The following is a 19,533-nucleotide window of genomic DNA, read 5'->3' on the forward strand; positions in this document are numbered from 1 at the left end:
CTGGGCACCGTTCGTGGCGCTCCGGACTGATATGTGCGACCACGTCCAGTCGCGCAATCGATCACGCGCGGCGCGAAGTCGCGCCCAGAACTGTAGGCCCTCCGGCGAGGGTTTCCCATAACCACTTGACGATTGCTGGACTGCTCGAAAAGGGTCCAGATTGCTAGCGGATAGCGCGCACGTCCGGGTCGCCGCGGCGCGCGAGAGCCACATTGACCTCGTCCAGCAGTTCCGCGAGGTCCTGGGGATAGACGTTCTCGCCGACTGCGCTGAGCGCACGGATGTCGGCCTCGGTGCACCACTGGTGGCCCGTCACGGTGCGGCGCTCGAAATCGGTGAACCCGGCGCTGTGGGGCTCGAACTCCTGCGTCCGGATCGCGAAGAACAGTTCCTCGGAACGGATCAGGGTTCCGTTGAACGGGAACGTGGCAACCCGTCGCCACAGTGGACCGCGCAGATCTGCCGCCGCGACGGTCAGGCCGGTTTCCTCGTGCACCTCGCGCACCGCTGCTTCGCGGAGCGACTCGCCCTTCTCCACTGCCCCACCGATGGTGAACCAGAAGAAGGTGTCGGGCACCGTCGGATCGTGTCCGCGCAACAGCAGAACGCGGCCCCGTTCGTCGAGCAGCACCACCCGAGCGGATGTTCGCGGAGTGGCTCTGTTCTCGCTGCCGAACGTCGCGGCAGCAGACCGCTCGGCGATCTCGAAATACGACGGCAGGGCCGCGGTACCACCCAGATGCAACCACCGGACCGGGCGTCTGACCCGCAGCGCCAGAGTGTCCCGGACGGCGTCGTTGTGGAAGCGCCGTGCGATCAGCACGCGGGCCTCGGCGTCGGCCAGTTCGGCGACCAGTTGCGGGGGCAGGGCGTTCGGCTCGACGACGGCAAGAGCCATGGACACCGCGTTCTCGGCCTCTTCCCGCTGCGACCGGTCGGCGCGTTCGGCCCGATCGGCCAGTGCGGCGAGTTCTCTGCTCGCCGAGGCCGTGTCGCGGGTGGCAGCGGACACCGCTCGCGCGACGACGGCACGGCGGGCCAGTGCTGCATCGAGTGCCTGCCAGGCAAGGTCGGTACGCACGTGCAAGCGGTCCAGTCGGTTCGCCGTGCCGTACGCCCACAGGCCGACGACGAGAATCAGTACCGCGACCAGACCGAGTACCAGGATCGTGAGCGCCGAGAGGGTCATCAGTTCGCCGCCCGCACTTTCTGGCCCCCGAGGGTGACGGTTTCGTAGACCCGCAGGATCTGCTCGGCGACGACGGGCCAGTCGTAGGCGGCCACGGCGACCGAGGCGGCATCGACGAGGCGAGCACGAACGGTGTCGTCGGAGAGGATCGCGGTCACTGCGGCGGCGACGGCATCGGAATCGTCGATCGGAACCAGCAGTCCGCAGGTGCCGTCCTTGAGCACCCGCCGGAATGCGTCGAGTTCGCTTGCCACCACCGGAGTTCCGGCGGCCATGGCCTCGACGAGGACGATGCCGAAGCTCTCACCGCCGAGGTTGGGTGCGCAGTAGACGTCGGCGCTGCGCATCGCCGATGCCTTGGTCGCATCGTCCACCTGCCCCAGGAACGTCAGGTGCGAGGCGAGTGCGCCTGCGTCCTTGCGGAGCTTGTCCTCGTCGCCGCGGCCGACGATGAGGATCTCGATGTCGGGATGGGATTCGACGAGGGTGGGCAGTGCCCCGAGCAGGACCGCCATTCCCTTGCGTGGTTCGTCGAAGCGGCCGAGGAAGAGCACCGTGCGACCGGCACGTGGATAGCCTTCCAGGACAGGGGCGTCGGCGAAGGCAGGAACGTCGACTCCGTTGGGGATCTCGACGGCGTCGGAGCCGAGGGCCTCGACCTGCCAGCGTCGGGCGAGTTCCGAGACAGCTATACGTCCGCTGATCTTCTCGTGATACGGCCGCAGCACACCCTGAAAGGTGCTGAGCACCAAGGACTTCGTCGTCGAGGTGTGGAAGGTTGCCACGATCGGTCCGTCCGCGGCCTTGAGCGCCAACATCGACAGGCTGGGCGCGTTCGGTTCGTGGATGTGCAGCACGTCGAAATCGTTGTCGGAGATCCACTTACGGATTCGGGAATACGTGATCGGCCCGAATCGAAGCCGCGCGACGGATCCGTTGTAGGGAATGGCGAGCGCCTCGCCCGCCGACACCACGAAATCCGGCAACTCGACGTCGTCCGACGCCGGAGCCAGGACACTGACGCGATGACCGCGTTCGATGAACACCTCGGCCAGCTGCTGAACGTGCGCCTGCACTCCACCGGGAACGTCGAACGAGTACGGGCACACCATGCCGATCTTCACGCGCCCTCGATTCGGGCACGTCGCTCGGCCGACCAGTCGCTCATCCACAACGGTTGCAGCATGTGCCAGTCCGCCGGATGCGCTCGGATGCCGGCAGCGAAGTGATCGGCCAACGTCTGGGTGGCAGGACCGACTCCGGCCGAGACGTCCACTGCAGGCGAAATGTCGAAGCCCCAGCCGTCGCCGTCGAAATAGCCGTGTACCGGCAACAGCGTCGCTCCGGTGTCGATCGCGAGTTTCGCGGCACCGGCGGGCATCCTGGTCGGTTCACCGAAGAAGGTGACCGGTACCCCGTGCTTGGCGAGGTCGCGCTCGCCGAGCAGGCAGACCACCTTGTTCTGGCGCAGTCTCTCGGACAATGCGAGAAGCGGCGGTTGCTCGCCACCGCTGAGCGGAAAGATCTCGAAGCCCAGGCTCTCCCGATAGGCGACGAATCGCTGGTACAGAGATTCCGGCTTCAGCCGTTCGGCGACGGTCGAGAGTCCACCGTGCGTGCGCACCAGCCACATTCCGGCCATGTCCCAATTGCCGCTGTGCGGCAATGCCAGCACCACTCCCTTACCGGCGGCGAGTGCACCCTCGAGATGTTCCTTGCCGTTCACGCACCGATCGATGACGGCGGCCTGCGCAGCAAGATCCATCGACGGCAACCGAAACGCCTCGCGCCAGTAACGGGCGTAGGAGCGAACGCTGTCGCGGATCAGCTCGTCGGGCACCTCGGCGGGAGTGGTCCCCAGGACTCGAGCGAGATTGCGACGCAACTGGTCCGGGCCACCGCCTCGCGTCGCTGCGAAGTCGGCACCGCGATCGAACAGGCGTCGCGCCACCGGCTCGGGTAGAGAACGGACGAGTCGCCAACCGGCCGCATAGCCCGCGTCGCTCGCCCTGTCGGAGAGATTCACGACGCGGCCACGTCGCCGTCGCCGGATGCCGGTGCCACCGGAGGCACGATGATGTCGCGAGCACCCTCGGATCCGCGGACCGCGAGAACGCGCTGGAACACGGTCACGACACTGAGCACGGCGAGAATCCACATCGCCGGGTAGATCACGCTGTCCAACCACGGAATGTCGAAATGCCGTCCGACGCCGGTGAATCCGGCACCGACGAGCACGATGACCAGGCGATCGGGACGTTCGATCCACCCCCCGTCGGCCGAGAGTCCGCTGGCCTCGGCGCGTGCCTTGGCGTACGAGATCACCTGGGAGGTGACCAGACAGATCAGGGTGGCAACGAGCAGTAGTTTGTCCTGCTCGGAGTACACCGCCCACCAGGCCAAGCCGCCGAAGATCGCACCGTCGGCCACTCGATCGCACGTCGCGTCGAGGACGGCACCGTACTTGGTGCCACCGCCCCGAGCCCGCGCCATGGCCCCGTCGAGCATGTCGAACAACACGAACAGGGTGATGACGACCGAACCCCACCACAGGTAGCCGGCGGGGTACATCGTGACCGCGGCCGTGACGGTGACGACGGTGCCGATGATCGTCACGGAGTTGGGGGTCAGCCCGGTGCTGTTGAGGGCACGCCCGAGCGGCGCGGTCACCTTCGACACCGGCGCACGGCCGAAAATGCTCAGCACGGCGCGTGCTCCTCTCGCCTGTGGTTCATTCGTTCCAGGCCGACGCGAGCAGGGCCCGAGTGTCACGGAGCAACTGCGGCATCACCTTCGCACCGCTGATCACGGTGATGAAGTTCGCGTCGCCGCCCCACCGGGGCACGATGTGCTGATGCAGGTGCTCGGCCAGCGATCCGCCTGCGGCAGCACCGAGATTGAGTCCGACATTGAAGCCGTGCGGACGTGACACTCGCTTGATGACGCGAATCATCTGCTGCGTGAATGCCATCAACTCGGCGCTCTCCGCAGGTGTGAGGTCTTCCAGTGCCGCGACGCGGCGGTACGGCACGATCATCGCGTGGCCGGGGTTGTAGGGGTACAGGTTGAGTACCGCGTACACCGATTCGCCTCGTGCGACGACGAGTCCGTCCTCGTCGCTCATCTTGGGAATGTCGGAGAACGGCTCGTTCGACTTCGCCGAGCCCTGCGGAGCCTCGGCGATGTAGGACATCCGGTGCGGTGTCCACAGTCGCTGCAGCCGATCGGGCTCACCGGCCCCGGTGACGACGATCGACTCGTCCTGTTCCGACATGATCAGCTCACTCCTGCGGGGTCGGTCTGCACGAGCTCGGCGGTCGGTGATGCGTTGTTGCGCTGAGAGATCCAGTCGGTCACGATCGTGATCGCCTGCGCCACCGGGACGCCGTTGACCTGGGTGCCGTCCCGGAATCGGAAGCTCACGGCTCCGGCTTCGACGTCGCGTTCGCCGGCGAGAAGCATGAAGGGGACCTTCTGCGCCGTCTGGTTGAAGATCTTCTTCTGCATCCGATCGTCGCTGGCATCGACCTCGGCGCGCACTCCACGCTTCTTCAGTTCGTTCACCACCGCGAACAAGTGATCCTGGTAGACCTCGGCAACCGGGATGCCGACGACCTGAACCGGTGCGAGCCAGGCCGGGAACGCGCCCGCGTAATGCTCGGTGAGCACCCCGAAGAAGCGCTCGATGGAACCGAACAGAGCCCGGTGGATCATCACCGGGCGTTCCTTGGTTCCGCCCGAGCCGGTGTATTCGAGCTCGAAGCGCTCGGGGAGGTTGAAGTCGAGCTGAATGGTCGACATCTGCCAGGTACGCCCCAGCGCATCCTTGGCCTGCACCGAGATCTTCGGTCCGTAGAACGCGGCACCACCCGGATCGGGCACCAGGTTCAGGCCCGACGCCGCCGCCACCTCGGCGAGGGTGTTGGTTGCCTCTTCCCAGACTTCGTCGCTGCCGACCGACTTCTCCGGGTTGCGAGTGGAGAGTTCGAGATAGAAATCGTCGAGGCCGTAGTCTTTGAGCAGCCCGAGAACGAATTCGAGGGTGCTGGTGAGCTCGCCCCGCATCTGCTCGCGGGTGCAGAAGATGTGCGCGTCGTCCTGGGTCATGCCGCGCACGCGGGTGAGACCGTGGATGACGCCGGACTTCTCGTAGCGGTAGACCGAGCCGAACTCGAACAAACGCAACGGCAGTTCTCGGTACGAGCGGCCGCGGGAACGGAAGATCAGGTTGTGCATCGGGCAGTTCATCGGCTTGAGGTAGTAGTCCTGGCCGGGCTTGCGCACGTCACCGTTCTCGTCGAGCTCGGCGTCCAGGTGCATCGCCGGGAACATGCCGTCCCGGTACCAGTCGAGGTGACCGGAGACCTCGTAGAGATGGCCCTTGGTGATGTGCGGGGTGTTGACGAACTCGTAGCCCTCTTCGATGTGCCGCTGCCGCGAGTAGTTCTCCAGCTCGTTCCGGATGATGCCACCCTTGGGATGGAACACCGGCAGACCGGAGCCCAGTTCGTCGGGAAAGCTGAACAGGTCCAGCTCGGAGCCGAGCTTGCGGTGATCGCGACGCTCCGCCTCGGCCAGCAGTTCGAGATGCGCGTCGAGCGCTTCGGTGGATTCCCACGCAGTTCCGTAGATGCGCTGCAGTCCGGCGTTGTCCTGATTGCCGCGCCAGTACGCAGCCGAACTACGGGTGAGCTTGAACGCGGGCACGTACTTGGTGGTGGGGATGTGCGGTCCGCGGCACAGATCGCCCCAGATGCGCTCGCCGGTCCGGGGATTGAGGTTGTCGTAGGCGGTCAGCTCTCCCCCACCGACCTCCATGACCTCGGGATCCTCGATACCGGACTTGTCGTCGATCAGCTCGAGCTTGTACGGCTCGCCGGCCAACTCCTCGCGGGCCTGCTCCACCGACTCGTAGACCCGACGCGAAAAACGCTGTCCGGCTTTGACGATCTGCTTCATCTTCTTCTCGAGTGCCGTCAGATCCTCGGGAGTGAACGGCTGCTTCACGTCGAAGTCGTAGTAGAAGCCGTCCTTGATGAACGGTCCGATGCCCAACTTGGCGTCGGGAAAGAGCTCCTGAACGGCCTGCGCCAACACGTGCGCGGCCGAGTGCCTGATGACGCTTCGTCCGTCCTCGGTGTTCGCCGGAACGGGCTCGACCTCGGTGTCGCCCTCCGGTGCCCACGACAGGTCACGGAGCTTGCCGTCGGGATCGCGTACCACGACCACTGCGTCGGGTCCCTTGTTGGGCAGGCCGGTCTCGCGGAGCGCCGTACCTGCCGTCGTTCCGGCCGGCACCATGATGCGGGCGGGCGAAACGGCGGCGACAACGGGCATGCTCACAGCGATGTACTCCTCGATCGATTCTTCTGGCCAGGAAGGCCTCCGACAGCCTATCGGCAACGGTCCACTCGATTGGCCTCAGCGCGACGGGTGACGTCAGATCGGGCTCTCGAGCCACGTCCACTCGAGTCCGATCCAGCCCCCGACCAACGCGAACGTGCCGAGCAGCCACAGCGTCGCCAGCACGACGACCGTGGTGAACAGAACTCCGAGACCCTTGACGAACATCGATTGCTTCGAGAACCACGCCATGAATGCGTCGTATCTCTTGCGGACGAACCGCAGCGCACTCTTGGCCCATGCGAATTCCGACGCCAGGATGCCCAGGCCCGCGAACACGATCAACCAGCCGGGCCCCGGGTAGGGAATGGCGAGTACACCCAGCACCAACACCACTGTTCCGACGACACCGACCGTGATTCGGTACGCGAGATCGAGGGACTTGTTCTCGGCGATGCGCGCCCGGAAGCGACGGTGCTTCACCTTTGCTGTGTCCATCGGACCCTGGTCGGCGACGGCCTGCGGCTTCGATTCTTCGGTGCTCACCGGCTCAGGCTACCGGCCTCGAACGCAAGAAGGCCCGCACCGACGGGCGGTGCGGGCCTTCTTTTCTGTGGTCCCGGCTGGGATCGAACCAGCGACCTTCCGCGTGTGAAGCGGACGCTCTCCCACTGAGCCACGGGACCGAACGAGGCAAAACACTAACACGAGGTGCCGCGACGAACCGAATCGCCTGCCCGATCACCGAATTCGTCCACGGACCGCCTTCGCAGAGCTCCCATCGCCTCTGCTTTCACATCTTTCACAGCGTCGATCGTGCCAATTCCGGGGCTGACCACGAGATTTGTGAGTTTCACTCCCGTTGGGTTAATGTTTTCCCCGCACCACGGAGACAACAACTGCCCAGCAGTGAGCGCCTCCGGGGTATGCGGATGTGGCGCAGTGGTAGCGCATCACCTTGCCAAGGTGAGGGTCGCGGGTTCGAATCCCGTCATCCGCTCGAGGGTCTCGACCCATGGTGGAGTGGCCGAGTGGTGAGGCAACGGCCTGCAAAGCCGTGCACACGGGTTCGATTCCCGTCTCCACCTCGCTAGTGCATCGGTCGCAAGACCGTTGCGAGGACACGCGCGATTAGCTCAGCGGGAGAGCGCTTCCCTGACACGGAAGAGGTCACTGGTTCAATCCCAGTATCGCGCACCACAGTCAGACCAGGTCAGGCCCCCTTTCGAGGGGGCCTGATTTGCTTTGTGCCAGATACGTGCCAGATCCTTCGGCGTGCCTGTGTGTCACGACGGCCCTTATATCGGTACCGTCCTCACCGCAAGCTAGGTCGAAGGCGGGGGGTCAACGCAAACATGGACAACGACGAACGGCTGAAACCGTTAGTGGCCGCGATGCCTGGTCGCCCGATGGCGGAACACTTCGCGGCACTCAACCGCGCATCCGCCGTGTTCAGCGGGAACTCGAACGAGCTACAGCGCCACGTCGCAGGTTTCCTGGGAACCGATGCCATGGCAGGCAACCTGGGCGACAAATTCGAGCCCGAGCTGGTTCGACTGCTCCACAACTATCTGGCGTCCGTGGGTTCACTGCGAGACACCCACCGAGCAATTCATCGAAGGATCTGGAAAGACCGCGACTCGAATGATCGATCGGAGTGGGAAAAAGCTGTCTACACCCCGGAAGCCACGCGAGTGTTCGGGCCGCCACCGGTCGCGTTCATCCAAAACCTGAGGAACTACACGCTCCACTACGCACTTCCGGTTCCCACCACGTCCACCAGAATTTCATGGACAGCGGGCTCCGATGTGGTTCACCAAAACGAGCTTCGACTCAACAAGGCGAAATTGCGGCGCTACAAGAAGTGGACGTCAGCGGCCAAGACGTACATAAACAGCCACGACGAGTGGGTGGAATTTCTCCCAGCGATCGCAAGCTACTCGACTGCCGTGCGGGAGTTCTTCCAGTGGTTCTGGGACACCATCCACATTGAACTCGACCCGGAGCTTTCCGACTTCAAGTTTTCCGATCTCGAATACGCATTGGCACAAAGTGAACGGCTGCGGTGGCAGGAATGGAAGCAGTCATTCCATCCCACACCCGGCATCGATCCCCCCGCGGACCTTCACCAAAAAACGACTGGTTGAGGCCCGACGTGATCGATGGGCGCATGGGAGTCGGGGATGGCGAGTGTTCCAGCAGGACGCAAATGCCGAGTGGGTTCAGATCAATTCCGACCCATGGGGGCTTCCTGCGCCGGGAAGACGCTGACGGATAGCCACAATTTATCCCCGTGCCATGGTTCGATCGCTTGCATGGAACCGATCATCGAACCTCCGCCTGTCCCCGCCACACCCGCCGATCGGATCCGTCAGCGGATCGAGCAATCCGGGTTGTCGGTGGACGAAGTCGCCGCCCGATCCGGCATCCGCAACCTGAAGTCGTTGCTGGACGATCCCGAAACGATCTTGACCACCGATGTCGACGTGCCACTTGCCCGTGTGCTGGGATGCCGACCGGAAGATCTGGGATAGCGACAGACCAGGTCATCATCGTTCTAGTACCACTAGACTGGGACCATGACCCTGGCGTCGGATTACCGGAAACTGGCCCGCGAACAGACGACCCTGGCCGATCTGCAGGGCCGGACGAGCCGACAGATCCGTGACCGGATCCGTCGCGCATTCGCCGACGGTGAGAGCTGGCAGGACATCGCCGAAGCCACCGGCCTGTCGCGGGCGCGAATCTATCAACTTCGGTCCTCGTAACCTGTTGCTGCACAACAGCATTGGGGTATTAGTCCCCCACCCGACCCCCGGCGGTACCGCGCGTATAGATCACGGACACTACCTGCTGAGTGTCCACCCCCTCCCCCTCAATAAATCCCCTGGTCAGAGGCCTAAGCCCGGCAGCGTGTCCGCATACCCCTTGTCAGCGGCCTGGGCCTGGACGTGGGACGGCCCCGGCTCCGTGGCGAAGAAGTGGAAGCAAAGACGCCGGGAGTCGGGGCCGTGGGAGCGGCCGCCGCGTTGGTGGAACAACGCGGCGGCCGCTCCGGATGCGCCGCCAGGGGCACCAGGGGAAACGGAAGCAAACCCATTCCCCGGCGGCGCTACCGCTGTCAGCGGTCCGGAAAGACGAACACTGACAGCGGAGCTTGTGCGATCACCACGAGACGTTCGACGGCAGCGGCAGGCCGTCGGGGTAGTTCACGCCGGGGTCGCTGTGGCCCAGTTCCTCGAGGGGGATCACGTTGGGCATCGACGCCAACACCTTCGCCATAGTCGGATCCGCTTCCAGAACGGTCATCCAGTGCGCCTTACGCGCCGGAGGAATTGCGCCCTTGGACACGGCGGCGTTCACGGCTTGTTCGCGTTCACGTGTGGCAGCGGCGGCGGCGACGGTTCGGCCACGTTCGGCTTCGGCCTTCAGCGTCTCGTAAACGGCCGGGTCGATTACGAGGCCGCCTGTCTTCGCAGCCACGGCCGCGGCATCGACCGGAGCCGTAGCCAGATCCTCGACAGCCAGGACCACCACTTCGGGGTCGGTCTCGTCCGGCTTCAGTCCCAATGCTTCGAGCAACCGGGTGAGCTGTTCGGGTGTAAATTCCATGTCTTTCTAGCCTTCCAGTCCAATGATCTTGACCACGGCGTCTGGCTTCTCCGGAGCGAAATACGGATTCGCATAGCCCTGGACGTAGTGCTGGCGCTTACGACGGTCCGGGATGGTCTCCACCGTCAGCGGAGTTTCGAAACCGACCTTGCCCAGGCCGCCCTTCTGCACGACGAACGCTGTACCGGCCGTGATCCGCGGCGTGCTGAACAGTTCGACGTCCGCCGACTTCAGCATGGCGTCCAACTGTTCGCCGTACGATGACCGAAGCGCGTGTGCCTGATTCGGGTGGACGACCAACAGATCGAACACCGTCCCCAGTTCCTTCAGTTCCGCGTGCAGACGCGCCGCCGAAATGTCCGCCGACGGCCGAAGCGCCGCCGGAGTGATCGAATCGGCCGGGCCGACGATCACGAGGTTTTCCCAAGACTGACCGGCGATCGTCTGTTCGGCACCGATCACGGCTTCCACCGCGTCCATGGCTGACTTGTTCAACTTGCGGACGATTGAATTCGTGAGCTGTTGCACCTGGGCGTTCAGGTACGACGTCAGGTTCCGCGTCTCCTGGGCGTCGGTAACCGGGAACGCGCCGCCGAAGTCCTCGACCAAGGCCTGGCGGACGTCAGGGTCCACGCCGTCCACGATCGGGTATTCACTTCCTTCGGTTCGCGCTTCGACGTCGGCTCCGTCGGCCAGGAACTTATCCGCGGCCTTCGCCTGAACGAACAGGTACGAGCCACCGACCGGCGCCGGACCGGGCGTGAAGAACTTGTCCAGGACCAGTTCCGGTTCCGCCAGCTCCGCCACGCGGAAGGCGATCAGCTCCGGGCGCTGAAGGGCCATGGGAACGGTGATCTGTTGGCCCTGTCCGGTCCCGGACAGGGTGGGCTGAAGAATGCTGGGCATGTCGCCAAATCCTTTCTAGTACAACGAAACTTCGACGGCGGCACCGGACGCGGCGGCGGACAACGCGTAGCCGACAGCCTTCCCGGACGACAGCGTGACAGCCTGGCCGTCAGCGCCCACCTGGATTTCCGCAAACGCGGCGATCGCCCCGGACGCCTTCACCTTCACCACGCGGGAGTTACCACGGGCCAGACTGACCGGGCCACCGGACAGGGCGTCGTACTTCACGACTCCGGCGATCCGGCCGCCAGCGTCGGCGTGAGCTACAGGAATGCCTCCGGACGCGCCGCGGTTTCCGGTGATCTTCGCGAACCGGCCAGCGGTCACCGGAGCCGACGCGACGGCCGACAGATCCTGACCGGGTGCGTACCGATCGACAGTGAGATTTCCCATGTCGGATTACTTCCCTTCGAGCGAATCGATAACGGACTGCGCACGACGAGCGCGACGCCGTGACGCGGCGGCACGAACGGCTGTGCGTTGTGCAGGTGTTGGGGCGGACCGACCGACCGACGCCCGGACCAGCTGGCCACGGCCAGCCGCGGCGTGGCGGCCTCCGCTGTAGAGCTGAACCACGTCGTCCAGGCCGCGGAGCGTCGGAATACCCGCGGCCGTAGCACCCAGCAGGGCGACCGCATCGAGCACCAATGCGTGGCGGCTACCGTCAGCGGCCTCGTAGTTCGTGAACGCCTCCACCGACCTCTGCGGCCAGGCCGTGCGCATGGCGGCGGCAATCGCGGCCGGCACGTTCACGAGATCACCGACGAGGGTCTGGCCGTCGTCCACGATCTTCAGGTTCGCGATCTGTCCCAGCGCCGGATCGCCGTCGTAACGCGGATCGACATGTCCGATCTTCACGATCGGAGTCCGGCCAACGCCAGCGGCACGAGCGGCGACAGCGGCGTGCAGATCCGCCGCAGTCACGTTCCACACGCCGGTAGAAATCTTCCACCTACCGACGCGGATCAGCTCGACTCCGCGGACTGTGCGCAGATCCGGCCTAGGCACGGCGGCCACCGATCGCGCTACCGATCGCGGTCAGAAGCGTATGCAATGACGGGACCGGACGCGAAGTACCAGCGCCCCCCGTGGCGACGTCCGGGCAGCTTCCCACGCGTGCGGAGGTCACGAACGTTGGCCGTAGTACAGCCGAGCAGTTCGGCGACTTCGCGCGTGTCGAACTCGTGGTCATGCGCCGACTTTGACACAGCGGACAATGAAACCATCTGCGCCGCTTGCGTTCTTGCGTTTCGACTTGCGTTCACGTCAGCCGAAGCCGGGTCCATCATTGCCGCTTCCAGCTCGTTACGGAGTCCGTGCAGCGAAGGGTGCAGCGGTGTCGGCTGACGAGCGTCCGCCAACGCGTCGATAGCGATCAGCGCCAGCCCGGCGTCGTGGCGCGAAATTATCACCGCGCCGTTGTCGATTCGTTGGATCACTGTTCCGCCGTCCACTCATCGATTGCCCGTTGCGCTGCACCGACGTTGCGAAGCGCGTTCCCCACACTCGAACGAAGTTCCGATTCCGGCGTCGCAATCCAGTCACCCACCCAACGGGAGTATTCGCGGTCGATCCGACGAACACGCTGCGAGTGGTTGAGACCGAAGCCGTCGAACGCTGCCAGGCAGGCCGGGTCGTCAGTCGGTGAATCGGTGACGCCCGAAGGCGGATCACCGACAAGTTCCGATCCCTGGGCCGCCGCAGTCCACGCCGGCGGCCCTTCCCGGTCATCGACCGTGACCAGTGGATGACGCCGCAACAACCAACTGATGAGCGCGACCGTCAACCGGGCGTCCACGCGGTCCTGTAGCAATCCGATCGGCGCGTCTTCGCGTACAGCGACCTGTGACAGCCTCGCATCGGTTGTCGCTGCGACTGTCAGTGAACGTTCGAGCGCATCCCAATACGCCTTTCGTGCAGCTCTCCGCACCTGTGCGGGGCGACTCCGTTCTCGGATCACCGCAACACGGGCCGCGGCGTCGCGGTAGCCCTGCGGATCGGCGGCCGAAGCCGGGAGGTCGAACAGTGGGCCGTCGGATTGTTCAGTCATCAGCTTCGTCCTTCGAGGTTGAGTGTTGGTAGACATGTCCGGCCAGGACTCCCAGCCTGAAGCGGCGCGGAGTCGAGCGCGCGAACTGTTGACAGTCGGCCAGCACCGGACAGCGGCCACAGACCCTGATTGCTTGTTCGTGGCGGGCGGCGACCGATGCCCGTAGTTCGCCCTCGTTGGCCGGATCGAAGACGGTGTGCAAACCACGGCAAGCGGCGCGTGACCGCCAGTCGCCGCTCATTGCGCAGCTCCGGCGACTGTGTACCTCGTGGACCTGTGGACCCAAGTCAGAGTGGAAAAAACCCGTCCTAGAAAATTTCCCAAGCCAACGGGCAAAACGGCAGGTAGATACATATATCTATATCTATTAGTTGAATCACGGGTATGTCTGTTTTCTGGGACACAGACGGGTACGGTCCACAGGTCCACAGGGTCCACACCAGGCTTCGGTAATGGCATCATCTCGTCACCAACTCGTACGTCGCCGGATCGCTGTTCGAGACGACGCGGATTACCCCGTCATCAATCAGCGCCGTCAGGCATTCATCTAGATACAGCCGCCGATCCGAACCCGATTTGGCGGCGCGCTGAATGTCGCCGCGCGTCACTGGACCCGCGGGACGCTTGCGAAGCCATGCCGCCGTACCGTCTGCGGCCTTCTGAATGCGCCGCGACGTCTCCGCCGCCCTGCCCTGCTCCCGGTGTGCGTCCGCCACGCCACGGGCCGTGGACCGCTGTTTGGCGGCGTCTCCCACGGCACGCTGTACCGACGCCCGCACGCGGTCACTGTGGGTCAGCAGCGCTTCGGCGAACTCCCAGTCCGCTTCGCTGACGTCGCCGCGTCCATGCAATACCGCCACGGCAGCGGCCAGTTTCAGCCGGACTAGGTTCCGGTGGCTGTGCAGACCGGTCAGAGCGCCCTTCGTACCCTTCAGCACCGCCCGGCGGTCCCGTCGGATCTGATCGTGGATCGGTTGGGCGACAGTCATGGTCACGTAGCCATCGCTGGGGCGTCCCCAGCCCGGTATGGGTACGTCCAGCTTCGACCGCTCCCCTTCGCCGTCATCGTCGGGAATGTGTGGGTCAGCCGTGCCCGCCCACAAAAGGCGCTGCGGTAGTCCGCCGTCTTCGCCGTCCAGCAATGCCTCGGCCCGCTCCGGCTGGACGCCGAACGTCGCCGCGGCCCGGTACGAAAAGGCTTCAACCGACGATCGGCGTTCGACTGTTTTCGTATGGACGCCGATCGACTTTCCGTCCCACATCTTCCGGAGTTCCGCTGACAACGTGGACGAATTTCGTTGCATCAGTGCGGTTGTCGAATCCACCTCCGCGAACGAGAACAAGGCCGCGCGCCGAATCGTCACGAACTTTTTTGTCCGGATCTCTTTGCCCTTGTCGTCCGTCGTCACGACGTCGCGCAGATCCCGGAACGCCACAGACAAGGCTTCCCCGGATCCCGGAGCGATCGCAGTCACCGCATCCGCCATCGTCTGATCGGTTCCGTCGAACCGAGCCGCCATCGGATCGTCCACGAACTGGACGAAGTCGGTCACGGAGTCGGAAACGCCCTTGCCGCCGCCTGACCCGCCGACGAGCGCCAACATGGAATTGAACGACGCTTCGCCGCCGACAATGGCCGGCAAACGGACCCAGTACGGGATCGACAGAATCGCGTGCATGAGCGCAACGAACAGGGCCGACCACGGACTGACGAGCCGGTCCCGTGCCTGATCCCGGATGTGTTTCGTGACCTCGGAGTATTCGAAGACAGCCAGTTCCAAGGCTTCGTCGTACGGATCCGACGACACCGTGTCCATGGCGAACGCGTCGGCGCTGTGCTCGTTGTCCGGGATCCCCAACGCTGCGCACGCCGCCGCGACGTCGCCGCCGTAGCCCAGGTGTGCGGCTACCTGAATCTTCGAATAGCCGCGGCTGCGGCCGCCCCACTCTGCCTGCGTGCTGTCAGACCACAGGTGCGCATGTCCGTTGTCGGTTTGCGAGCAACCGGGATGGTGCGCAGTGATCGACTTGCGCGCATCGTCGGCTACGCCCCCCGGCCTCGTCCACGTTGGGCATCCGCAGTTGTCCGGTTGGTACGGCGTCCACCCGTACGGTTCGAACAACGCCGCCCACTCCGTCGCGTCGCCCCAGACATCAATCGGCGAACTGCCGTGCGGGCGCGGGTCGGTGCTGCGAACCTTCGGCGCTGTCAGATCGCGAAGGAATGGCGGTAGCTCCGGGATCCCGGAACCAGTCCAGGTGTATGCCCCTTCCGCCCGCGTGGACGGCGGCACGACGACGTAGCCCTTCACCTTCGCGACCCACTTTGTCGACGCCTCGTACGCCGCTACGGTGACACCGTCGGGAACACGGAAGTACCAATGTCCGCCGCCGTGGTGGATCCGCTCCCCTGTCTCCGGGTGCACGACGCCGGGAGTTCGGACTGTCGGGTCGTGCAGTTCGGTCCCGGTGCCGTCGCGCCATGCCTGGGCGAATCCGTTCACCTGTTCCGGTGTGTCGGCGTCCACGACGACGAGCCTGGACGGTTCGAGCGCCAGACCTAGATTTATCTGATCGGCACCGTATTGTTTCGTTGCGCGTGTCAACTGACGCGCGAGGCGAGCAGCGTCGTTCGTCGCAAGGTAGACGCCCTCCGGTGCCTTCACCTTCTGATACGCCACGACGCCGCGGGCCTTCGCCGCTTCCTGGGCGTCGGCGTTGTCGGTGCGCTTCTGTGCCGCGGTGCGCATGTCCAGCGGCGGTTTCTTGGTTTTCGGTGCCAGGAACAACACGTGGCCGTCTGCCTTCGCCAGGGCGCGAATGTACGGAGCCAGATCGTGTTTGTCCGCCGCGGCCCGACTACCCATCACAGATTCGAGCGCGTCAGATCCAATCATTTTGCGGTATCCTTGCCGTGGTGTGAGTGCCAGTTTTGTTGTTTCGGGATCCCTCGCGAGTCGCGCCGCGGGGGTTTTTCCGTTTCACGAGACACCAACAGCAACAACCGAATTGGAACTTTCGCGACGCACCCAGAGCCCGTTCGCCACGTAAACCATGCGTTCAGTAGGCACACCATGTCGACAGGCTTGGTCCACATGGACCGGCAGGTGGGCCGCCGCCGCTTCCGTGATGATCATCGAGCACCACCGACTGGGGTCAGGAAGGCGTCGAGGTCAGCGGGATCTATACGAATCTCGCGACCGCCGATACGGACTGCGCGCAATTTTCCGGCGGCGATCCAGCGGCGAATTGTTCGGACCGTCACGCCTAATTCTTGGGCGGCGGACGCTTGCGTCATCAGTTCACGACGTACGCGAACCGGCCTAGTGCGGTTGGTGGACACGGTATCTCCGGTGGGTCAGAGGGACGAGGGCCGTTCGTGGCGTTCGTTCGTGACCGTGTGGAGTCGTTAACTCCGTGTCGAGAGTTTCGGGGACGTCATCCCCGCCGCACCTAATTTCTACCTGATCGGTCTCCCCATGTCCAGCTGTGTCCCGCATCGAGATGCGACTGACATACGTTGCGGTGCAATCGAATTAGTCTAGGTCAACACTACTTATTCGGACTGACAAGAGCAGATAGTGCAGCCGCAATTGCTTTGTCGCGGCCACCGGCGACGTGCTGATAGCGCAACGCAGCGGCCGGCGTCGAATGCCCAAGGCGGCCCATCAGCTCGGCCAACGAAGCCCCGGTGGCTGCGGCGAGGACGGCCCCGGAATGGCGTAGGTCGTGGAATCGAAGATCGTCACGCCCGGCTTTCGCCCGTGCGGCGTAGTACCTCCGGTACAACGTGGACGGCTGCAGATGGCCGCCGTTCACGGCTGGAAACAGCAGGGCATCTTTGCCGGGTCCGACGTGATCTTTCAGGTGTGACTCGATGGCCGGAACCAAGTGCGGAGGTATCGCGACGTCGCGTGTACCGGCTTCCGATTTCGGGTCACCGACGACGAACTGACCGTCGACACGCACCACTGCCCGCCGGATCCGAATCACCTCGTCCGTGAGGTCGACGTCTCCGCGCCGCAGCTCCGTGATTTCTCCGAAGCGCATCGCGAGCCACGAGGCGAACAGGATCATGGCCGCCCACTGTTTCGGCATTTCCTCGGTGATCGTCGCCAGTTCCGGCAGTGTCGCGGGCCGGATTTTGTGGACTCTCTTGGCAGATCCGGCCCCACGAATGTGGGCCGGGTTGTTCGTGATCTTCCCATCGTTGGCCGCCGTGGCCAGGATCGTCCGAACGAGGCCATAGGCGTGGCTTCGGAGCGTCGGCGTGGCGGCGTCCAGCTTCGCGTGCCACGCGCGAACGTCGTCGGGCGTTATCGACGCCAACGGCAGCGAACCCAGGCCGGGCAGAACTTGTACGTCGAGCAGTTTTCGATAGTGCTCGCGCGAGCGTGGCTTCAGGTCGCGTTGCTCGAGCCACGTTTCTGCGTACTCCCGGAACGACACAGGTTTTGCCTTCGACGTGACAGCGTCCGTCGGGGGCGACCACAACTCGCGGTCGATTTCGCGGCGACGATCGGTCAGCCAGGCTTCGGCGTCGATCTTCGCCGCGAACGTGGATGACGCTTTGTACTCCCGCGTATCCGGTCCCGTGTACCTAGCTTGCCAACGCCCGCTGGGGAGCTTGCGGAGACTGCCGAACGAACGCTTCCCTGCTGATTTCGCCACTGCCGGACTCCCATTTCGTGCCAGATACGTGCCAGATGAGAGTGTATCCGTGTCCGAAAGTGTCCGCTCGTGTCGTGCGTTACTGGGTGCCATTTATACAGTTCAGGGCTAGTTTCTACCAGGTCGGCCGGCGTGTTCCCAGTGACGCACGTAGCTAGTTCAATCCCAGTATCGCGCACCACAGCAAGACAAATCAGGCCCCCTTTCGAGGGGGTCTTTTTTGTGCTTCACGAATCAATTGTGGTGATTCACGCCATAGAAGTGCACAGTGGAGATGACGCACACACTTCGATGGAAGGACACTCACGTGTCGGACGATGCTCAGAGCGAACCCACAGTCGACGACGCCACCCTGGAGGAGGCGAAGAAGTCCGTGGAGGGCCTCGACGATCGCTATCGACCCGGTGCCCGGCCCACCGTCGCACTGCCGGGAACCAACGGCACCGTCGCCGGGACCGCCTTCGCGGACATGGTCGACGACAACGGCGAGATGGTGGACGCCGATGACCGGGAGTCCACCGACTCCGACGGCTCTGCGGACACGGATCACGCCGACACCCAGGAAAAGGTAACGTCCTCGAACGATGCCTGAACTCGATGGTCCCGACGCCCCCGCCGACATCGATCTCGGCGGGGGCGTCGCATTTCTGCACACACCTTCCATACCGTCACGGGGCGGCCTCGCTCTCACGCACGGTGCGGGCGGCAACTGCGAGTCGCCTCTGCTGCAGCGCATCGCGTCGGTATGGGCGGCAGCCGGATTCACGGTCCTGCGTTTCGACCTTCCTTTTCGAGTACGCAAACCCAAGGGACCGCCGCACCCGTCGAGAGCGGCCGAGGATCGGCTCGGAATCGCGTCGGCCGTCGACCGCCTCCGCGCCGAGACCTCTGGATTCATCGCATTCGGTGGGCATTCCTACGGTGGCAGGCAGGGCTCCATGATCGCGGCCGAGCGACCGGGTCTCGTCGACGGACTCGTCCTGACCTCCTATCCCCTGCACCCGCCGGGCAAGCCGGACAAGGCTCGTACACAACACCTTCCCGAACTTCGAACACCGACGGTGGTGGTGCACGGCACGAAGGATCCGTTCGGCACCACGACCGAATTGAGCGCTGCGCTCGCGCTCGTGCCGGCCCCCACCGAGCTCGTCGACATCGAGGGCGCGGGCCACGACCTTGCTTCGATGAAGTACGACGCAGCGACGAAAACCCTTGCCGGAGCCGCCTCGCTGTTCGGTGCCCCGACGTCCGATTCGTCGGTTGTCGTCCCGCTCTTCGACCCGTCGCGCTGAAGTGGTCTACTAAGGCATGCCGACCTGGGGATGGTTCATCGTGGCGTTGGTCCTCGTCGATGCTGCAGTGCTCGCGGCGTGGCTGTTGGCCCGCAAGAAGCCGGGCTCGTCCCCGGAGACCTCGCGCAACATCAGGCTCATCGGTCTCGACGAGAGCGCCCGCGCAGACATTCATTCGCTACTGGCCGCCAACAAGAAGGTTCAGGCCATCAAGGTCTTTCGTGAACGAACGGGTGCCGGACTCGCCGACGCGAAGAACGCGATCGAGAGCGTCCAGCGCGGCGAGCCGTTTCCGTCCTCCGCCACCATCGTCGACGCGGCACAATCCGGTCCGACACCCTGGGACGATCTGATCCCGCGATTGCAGTCACTGAAATCCGAGGGTAAAGCGATCTCTGCCATCAAACTGCTGCGCGACCGAACCGGGCTGTCGTTGCGCGATGCCAAGAACGCGGTCGATTTGCTGTGAC

Annotated in this window: 23 protein-coding genes and 4 tRNA genes; 9 read left to right on the forward strand and 18 right to left on the reverse strand. The window is 64.4% G+C overall.

Translation table 11 applies throughout. From position 1 onward, the window contains the following. Positions 1 to 163: 163 nt before the first annotated feature. The 8 genes from CH283_RS19755 to CH283_RS19790 form a co-directional block, all read right to left on the reverse strand. Positions 164 to 1,189: an NUDIX hydrolase gene (locus CH283_RS19755; protein ID WP_068050596.1), complete on the reverse strand. Its 1,026-nt coding sequence runs from the start codon at positions 1,187 to 1,189 to the stop codon at positions 164 to 166. Further along, entirely contained in the window at positions 1,189 to 2,313 is a 1,125-nt protein-coding gene (locus CH283_RS19760) for a glycosyltransferase family 4 protein (RefSeq protein WP_094641948.1), read from the reverse strand. Before CH283_RS19760 ends, CH283_RS19755 begins: the two co-directional genes overlap by 1 nt. Next, positions 2,310 to 3,215 carry a phosphatidylinositol mannoside acyltransferase gene (locus CH283_RS19765; protein ID WP_068050598.1) on the reverse strand — a complete coding sequence of 302 codons (906 nt, stop codon included), beginning with the start codon at positions 3,213 to 3,215 and terminating at the stop codon, positions 2,310 to 2,312. The genes CH283_RS19760 and CH283_RS19765 overlap by 4 nt, the downstream gene beginning before the upstream one ends. Continuing rightward, positions 3,212 to 3,895 (reverse strand): phosphatidylinositol phosphate synthase, encoded by a 684-nt coding sequence (gene pgsA, locus CH283_RS19770; RefSeq protein WP_068050599.1) that lies wholly within the window; start codon positions 3,893 to 3,895, stop codon positions 3,212 to 3,214. The genes CH283_RS19765 and pgsA overlap by 4 nt, the downstream gene beginning before the upstream one ends. A 25-nt stretch (positions 3,896 to 3,920) precedes the next feature. Next, positions 3,921 to 4,463, reverse strand: coding sequence for an HIT family protein (locus CH283_RS19775; protein WP_032397953.1), 543 nt, complete (start codon positions 4,461 to 4,463; stop codon positions 3,921 to 3,923). A 2-nt stretch (positions 4,464 to 4,465) separates the two neighbouring features. Further along, entirely contained in the window at positions 4,466 to 6,526 is a 2,061-nt protein-coding gene (thrS, locus tag CH283_RS19780; RefSeq protein ID WP_094641950.1) for a threonine--tRNA ligase, read from the reverse strand. A gap of 102 nt (positions 6,527 to 6,628) precedes the next feature. Beyond that, positions 6,629 to 7,030 (reverse strand): TIGR02611 family protein, encoded by a 402-nt coding sequence (locus CH283_RS19785; RefSeq protein WP_068050610.1) that lies wholly within the window; start codon positions 7,028 to 7,030, stop codon positions 6,629 to 6,631. 116 nt (positions 7,031 to 7,146) lie between these two features. Beyond that, positions 7,147 to 7,218 (reverse strand) — tRNA-Val (locus tag CH283_RS19790). 242 nt (positions 7,219 to 7,460) lie between these two features. Between CH283_RS19790 and CH283_RS19795 the strand changes: the two genes are divergently transcribed. The 6 genes from CH283_RS19795 to CH283_RS19820 all read left to right on the forward strand — a co-directional run bounded on the left by CH283_RS19795 (position 7,461) and on the right by CH283_RS19820 (position 9,300). After that, positions 7,461 to 7,532, forward strand: a tRNA-Gly gene (locus tag CH283_RS19795). Between the two features lie 17 nt (positions 7,533 to 7,549). After that, a tRNA-Cys gene (locus CH283_RS19800) sits at positions 7,550 to 7,620 on the forward strand. A 37-nt stretch (positions 7,621 to 7,657) separates the two neighbouring features. Continuing rightward, positions 7,658 to 7,732, forward strand: a tRNA-Val gene (locus CH283_RS19805). 155 nt (positions 7,733 to 7,887) lie between these two features. After that, the gene (locus tag CH283_RS19810; protein WP_094641952.1) at positions 7,888 to 8,679 is read left to right on the forward strand and encodes a hypothetical protein; all 792 of its coding nucleotides are present in this window, start codon (positions 7,888 to 7,890) and stop codon (positions 8,677 to 8,679) included. A gap of 168 nt (positions 8,680 to 8,847) precedes the next feature. Next, positions 8,848 to 9,066 carry a helix-turn-helix domain-containing protein gene (locus tag CH283_RS19815; RefSeq protein ID WP_094641954.1) on the forward strand — a complete coding sequence of 73 codons (219 nt, stop codon included), beginning with the start codon at positions 8,848 to 8,850 and terminating at the stop codon, positions 9,064 to 9,066. A gap of 45 nt (positions 9,067 to 9,111) precedes the next feature. Then, entirely contained in the window at positions 9,112 to 9,300 is a 189-nt protein-coding gene (locus CH283_RS19820) for a hypothetical protein (protein ID WP_094641956.1), read from the forward strand. 397 nt (positions 9,301 to 9,697) lie between these two features. Here the strand turns inward: CH283_RS19820 and CH283_RS19825 are convergent, their stop codons facing one another. From CH283_RS19825 to CH283_RS19870, 10 genes are all read right to left on the reverse strand, one after another. Then, positions 9,698 to 10,144, reverse strand: a complete 447-nt coding sequence (locus CH283_RS19825) for a phage protease (protein WP_094641958.1) — start codon at positions 10,142 to 10,144, stop codon at positions 9,698 to 9,700. Between the two features lie 6 nt (positions 10,145 to 10,150). Then, positions 10,151 to 11,050 (reverse strand): major capsid protein, encoded by a 900-nt coding sequence (locus CH283_RS19830; protein WP_094641960.1) that lies wholly within the window; start codon positions 11,048 to 11,050, stop codon positions 10,151 to 10,153. A gap of 15 nt (positions 11,051 to 11,065) precedes the next feature. Continuing rightward, a complete protein-coding gene (locus CH283_RS19835; RefSeq protein ID WP_094641962.1) occupies positions 11,066 to 11,443 on the reverse strand; it encodes a capsid cement protein in 378 nt (125 codons plus the stop codon). 6 nt (positions 11,444 to 11,449) lie between these two features. Then, positions 11,450 to 12,058, reverse strand: a complete 609-nt coding sequence (locus tag CH283_RS19840) for a hypothetical protein (RefSeq protein ID WP_141215332.1) — start codon at positions 12,056 to 12,058, stop codon at positions 11,450 to 11,452. Between the two features lie 17 nt (positions 12,059 to 12,075). After that, positions 12,076 to 12,504: a helix-turn-helix domain-containing protein gene (locus tag CH283_RS19845; RefSeq protein WP_094641966.1), complete on the reverse strand. Its 429-nt coding sequence runs from the start codon at positions 12,502 to 12,504 to the stop codon at positions 12,076 to 12,078. Further along, positions 12,486 to 13,100: a hypothetical protein gene (locus tag CH283_RS19850; protein ID WP_094641968.1), complete on the reverse strand. Its 615-nt coding sequence runs from the start codon at positions 13,098 to 13,100 to the stop codon at positions 12,486 to 12,488. Before CH283_RS19850 ends, CH283_RS19845 begins: the two co-directional genes overlap by 19 nt. Then, on the reverse strand, positions 13,093 to 13,341 hold the full coding sequence (locus tag CH283_RS29065) for a WhiB family transcriptional regulator (protein ID WP_094641970.1): 249 nt from the start codon (positions 13,339 to 13,341) through the stop codon (positions 13,093 to 13,095). Before CH283_RS29065 ends, CH283_RS19850 begins: the two co-directional genes overlap by 8 nt. A 217-nt stretch (positions 13,342 to 13,558) precedes the next feature. Then, positions 13,559 to 15,997 carry a bifunctional DNA primase/polymerase gene (locus tag CH283_RS19860; protein ID WP_094641972.1) on the reverse strand — a complete coding sequence of 813 codons (2,439 nt, stop codon included), beginning with the start codon at positions 15,995 to 15,997 and terminating at the stop codon, positions 13,559 to 13,561. Between the two features lie 236 nt (positions 15,998 to 16,233). Then, positions 16,234 to 16,398, reverse strand: a complete 165-nt coding sequence (locus CH283_RS19865; protein ID WP_094641974.1) for a helix-turn-helix domain-containing protein — start codon at positions 16,396 to 16,398, stop codon at positions 16,234 to 16,236. Between the two features lie 254 nt (positions 16,399 to 16,652). After that, positions 16,653 to 17,771: a tyrosine-type recombinase/integrase gene (locus CH283_RS19870; protein ID WP_255183270.1), complete on the reverse strand. Its 1,119-nt coding sequence runs from the start codon at positions 17,769 to 17,771 to the stop codon at positions 16,653 to 16,655. 307 nt (positions 17,772 to 18,078) lie between these two features. Between CH283_RS19870 and CH283_RS19875 the strand changes: the two genes are divergently transcribed. Genes CH283_RS19875 through CH283_RS19885 form a run of 3 tightly spaced genes read left to right on the forward strand, consistent with a single transcriptional unit; the run spans position 18,079 to position 19,532 of the window. Next, on the forward strand, positions 18,079 to 18,363 hold the full coding sequence (locus CH283_RS19875; protein ID WP_255183271.1) for a hypothetical protein: 285 nt from the start codon (positions 18,079 to 18,081) through the stop codon (positions 18,361 to 18,363). Then, on the forward strand, positions 18,356 to 19,063 hold the full coding sequence (locus CH283_RS19880; protein WP_094641978.1) for an alpha/beta hydrolase family protein: 708 nt from the start codon (positions 18,356 to 18,358) through the stop codon (positions 19,061 to 19,063). Before CH283_RS19875 ends, CH283_RS19880 begins: the two co-directional genes overlap by 8 nt. A 16-nt stretch (positions 19,064 to 19,079) precedes the next feature. Continuing rightward, positions 19,080 to 19,532, forward strand: a complete 453-nt coding sequence (locus CH283_RS19885; protein ID WP_094641980.1) for a hypothetical protein — start codon at positions 19,080 to 19,082, stop codon at positions 19,530 to 19,532. The last annotated feature ends 1 nt before the right edge of the window (position 19,533 follow it).

Source organism: Rhodococcus sp. 05-2254-2 (assembly GCF_002259095.1).
Classification (GTDB): Bacteria; Actinomycetota; Actinomycetes; order Mycobacteriales; family Mycobacteriaceae; genus Rhodococcoides.

Bases quoted from the DNA above. Each gene is read 5' to 3' on its own strand.
- CH283_RS19850 (WP_094641968.1), bottom strand. From the start codon at position 13,100: ATGACTGAACAATCCGACGGCCCACTGTTCGACCTCCCGGCTTCGGCC.
- CH283_RS19880 (WP_094641978.1), top strand. From the start codon at position 18,356: ATGCCTGAACTCGATGGTCCCGACGCCCCCGCCGACATCGATCTCGGC.
- CH283_RS29065 (WP_094641970.1), bottom strand. From the start codon at position 13,341: ATGAGCGGCGACTGGCGGTCACGCGCCGCTTGCCGTGGTTTGCACACC.
- CH283_RS19830 (WP_094641960.1), bottom strand. From the start codon at position 11,050: ATGCCCAGCATTCTTCAGCCCACCCTGTCCGGGACCGGACAGGGCCAA.
- CH283_RS19785 (WP_068050610.1), bottom strand. From the start codon at position 7,030: ATGGACACAGCAAAGGTGAAGCACCGTCGCTTCCGGGCGCGCATCGCC.
- CH283_RS19865 (WP_094641974.1), bottom strand. From the start codon at position 16,398: ATGACGCAAGCGTCCGCCGCCCAAGAATTAGGCGTGACGGTCCGAACA.
- CH283_RS19755 (WP_068050596.1), bottom strand. From the start codon at position 1,189: ATGACCCTCTCGGCGCTCACGATCCTGGTACTCGGTCTGGTCGCGGTA.
- CH283_RS19820 (WP_094641956.1), top strand. From the start codon at position 9,112: ATGACCCTGGCGTCGGATTACCGGAAACTGGCCCGCGAACAGACGACC.
- CH283_RS19810 (WP_094641952.1), top strand. From the start codon at position 7,888: ATGGACAACGACGAACGGCTGAAACCGTTAGTGGCCGCGATGCCTGGT.
- CH283_RS19835 (WP_094641962.1), bottom strand. From the start codon at position 11,443: ATGGGAAATCTCACTGTCGATCGGTACGCACCCGGTCAGGATCTGTCG.
- CH283_RS19885 (WP_094641980.1), top strand. From the start codon at position 19,080: ATGCCGACCTGGGGATGGTTCATCGTGGCGTTGGTCCTCGTCGATGCT.
- CH283_RS19775 (WP_032397953.1), bottom strand. From the start codon at position 4,463: ATGTCGGAACAGGACGAGTCGATCGTCGTCACCGGGGCCGGTGAGCCC.
- CH283_RS19815 (WP_094641954.1), top strand. From the start codon at position 8,848: ATGGAACCGATCATCGAACCTCCGCCTGTCCCCGCCACACCCGCCGAT.
- CH283_RS19825 (WP_094641958.1), bottom strand. From the start codon at position 10,144: ATGGAATTTACACCCGAACAGCTCACCCGGTTGCTCGAAGCATTGGGA.
- thrS (WP_094641950.1), bottom strand. From the start codon at position 6,526: ATGCCCGTTGTCGCCGCCGTTTCGCCCGCCCGCATCATGGTGCCGGCC.
- CH283_RS19860 (WP_094641972.1), bottom strand. From the start codon at position 15,997: ATGATTGGATCTGACGCGCTCGAATCTGTGATGGGTAGTCGGGCCGCG.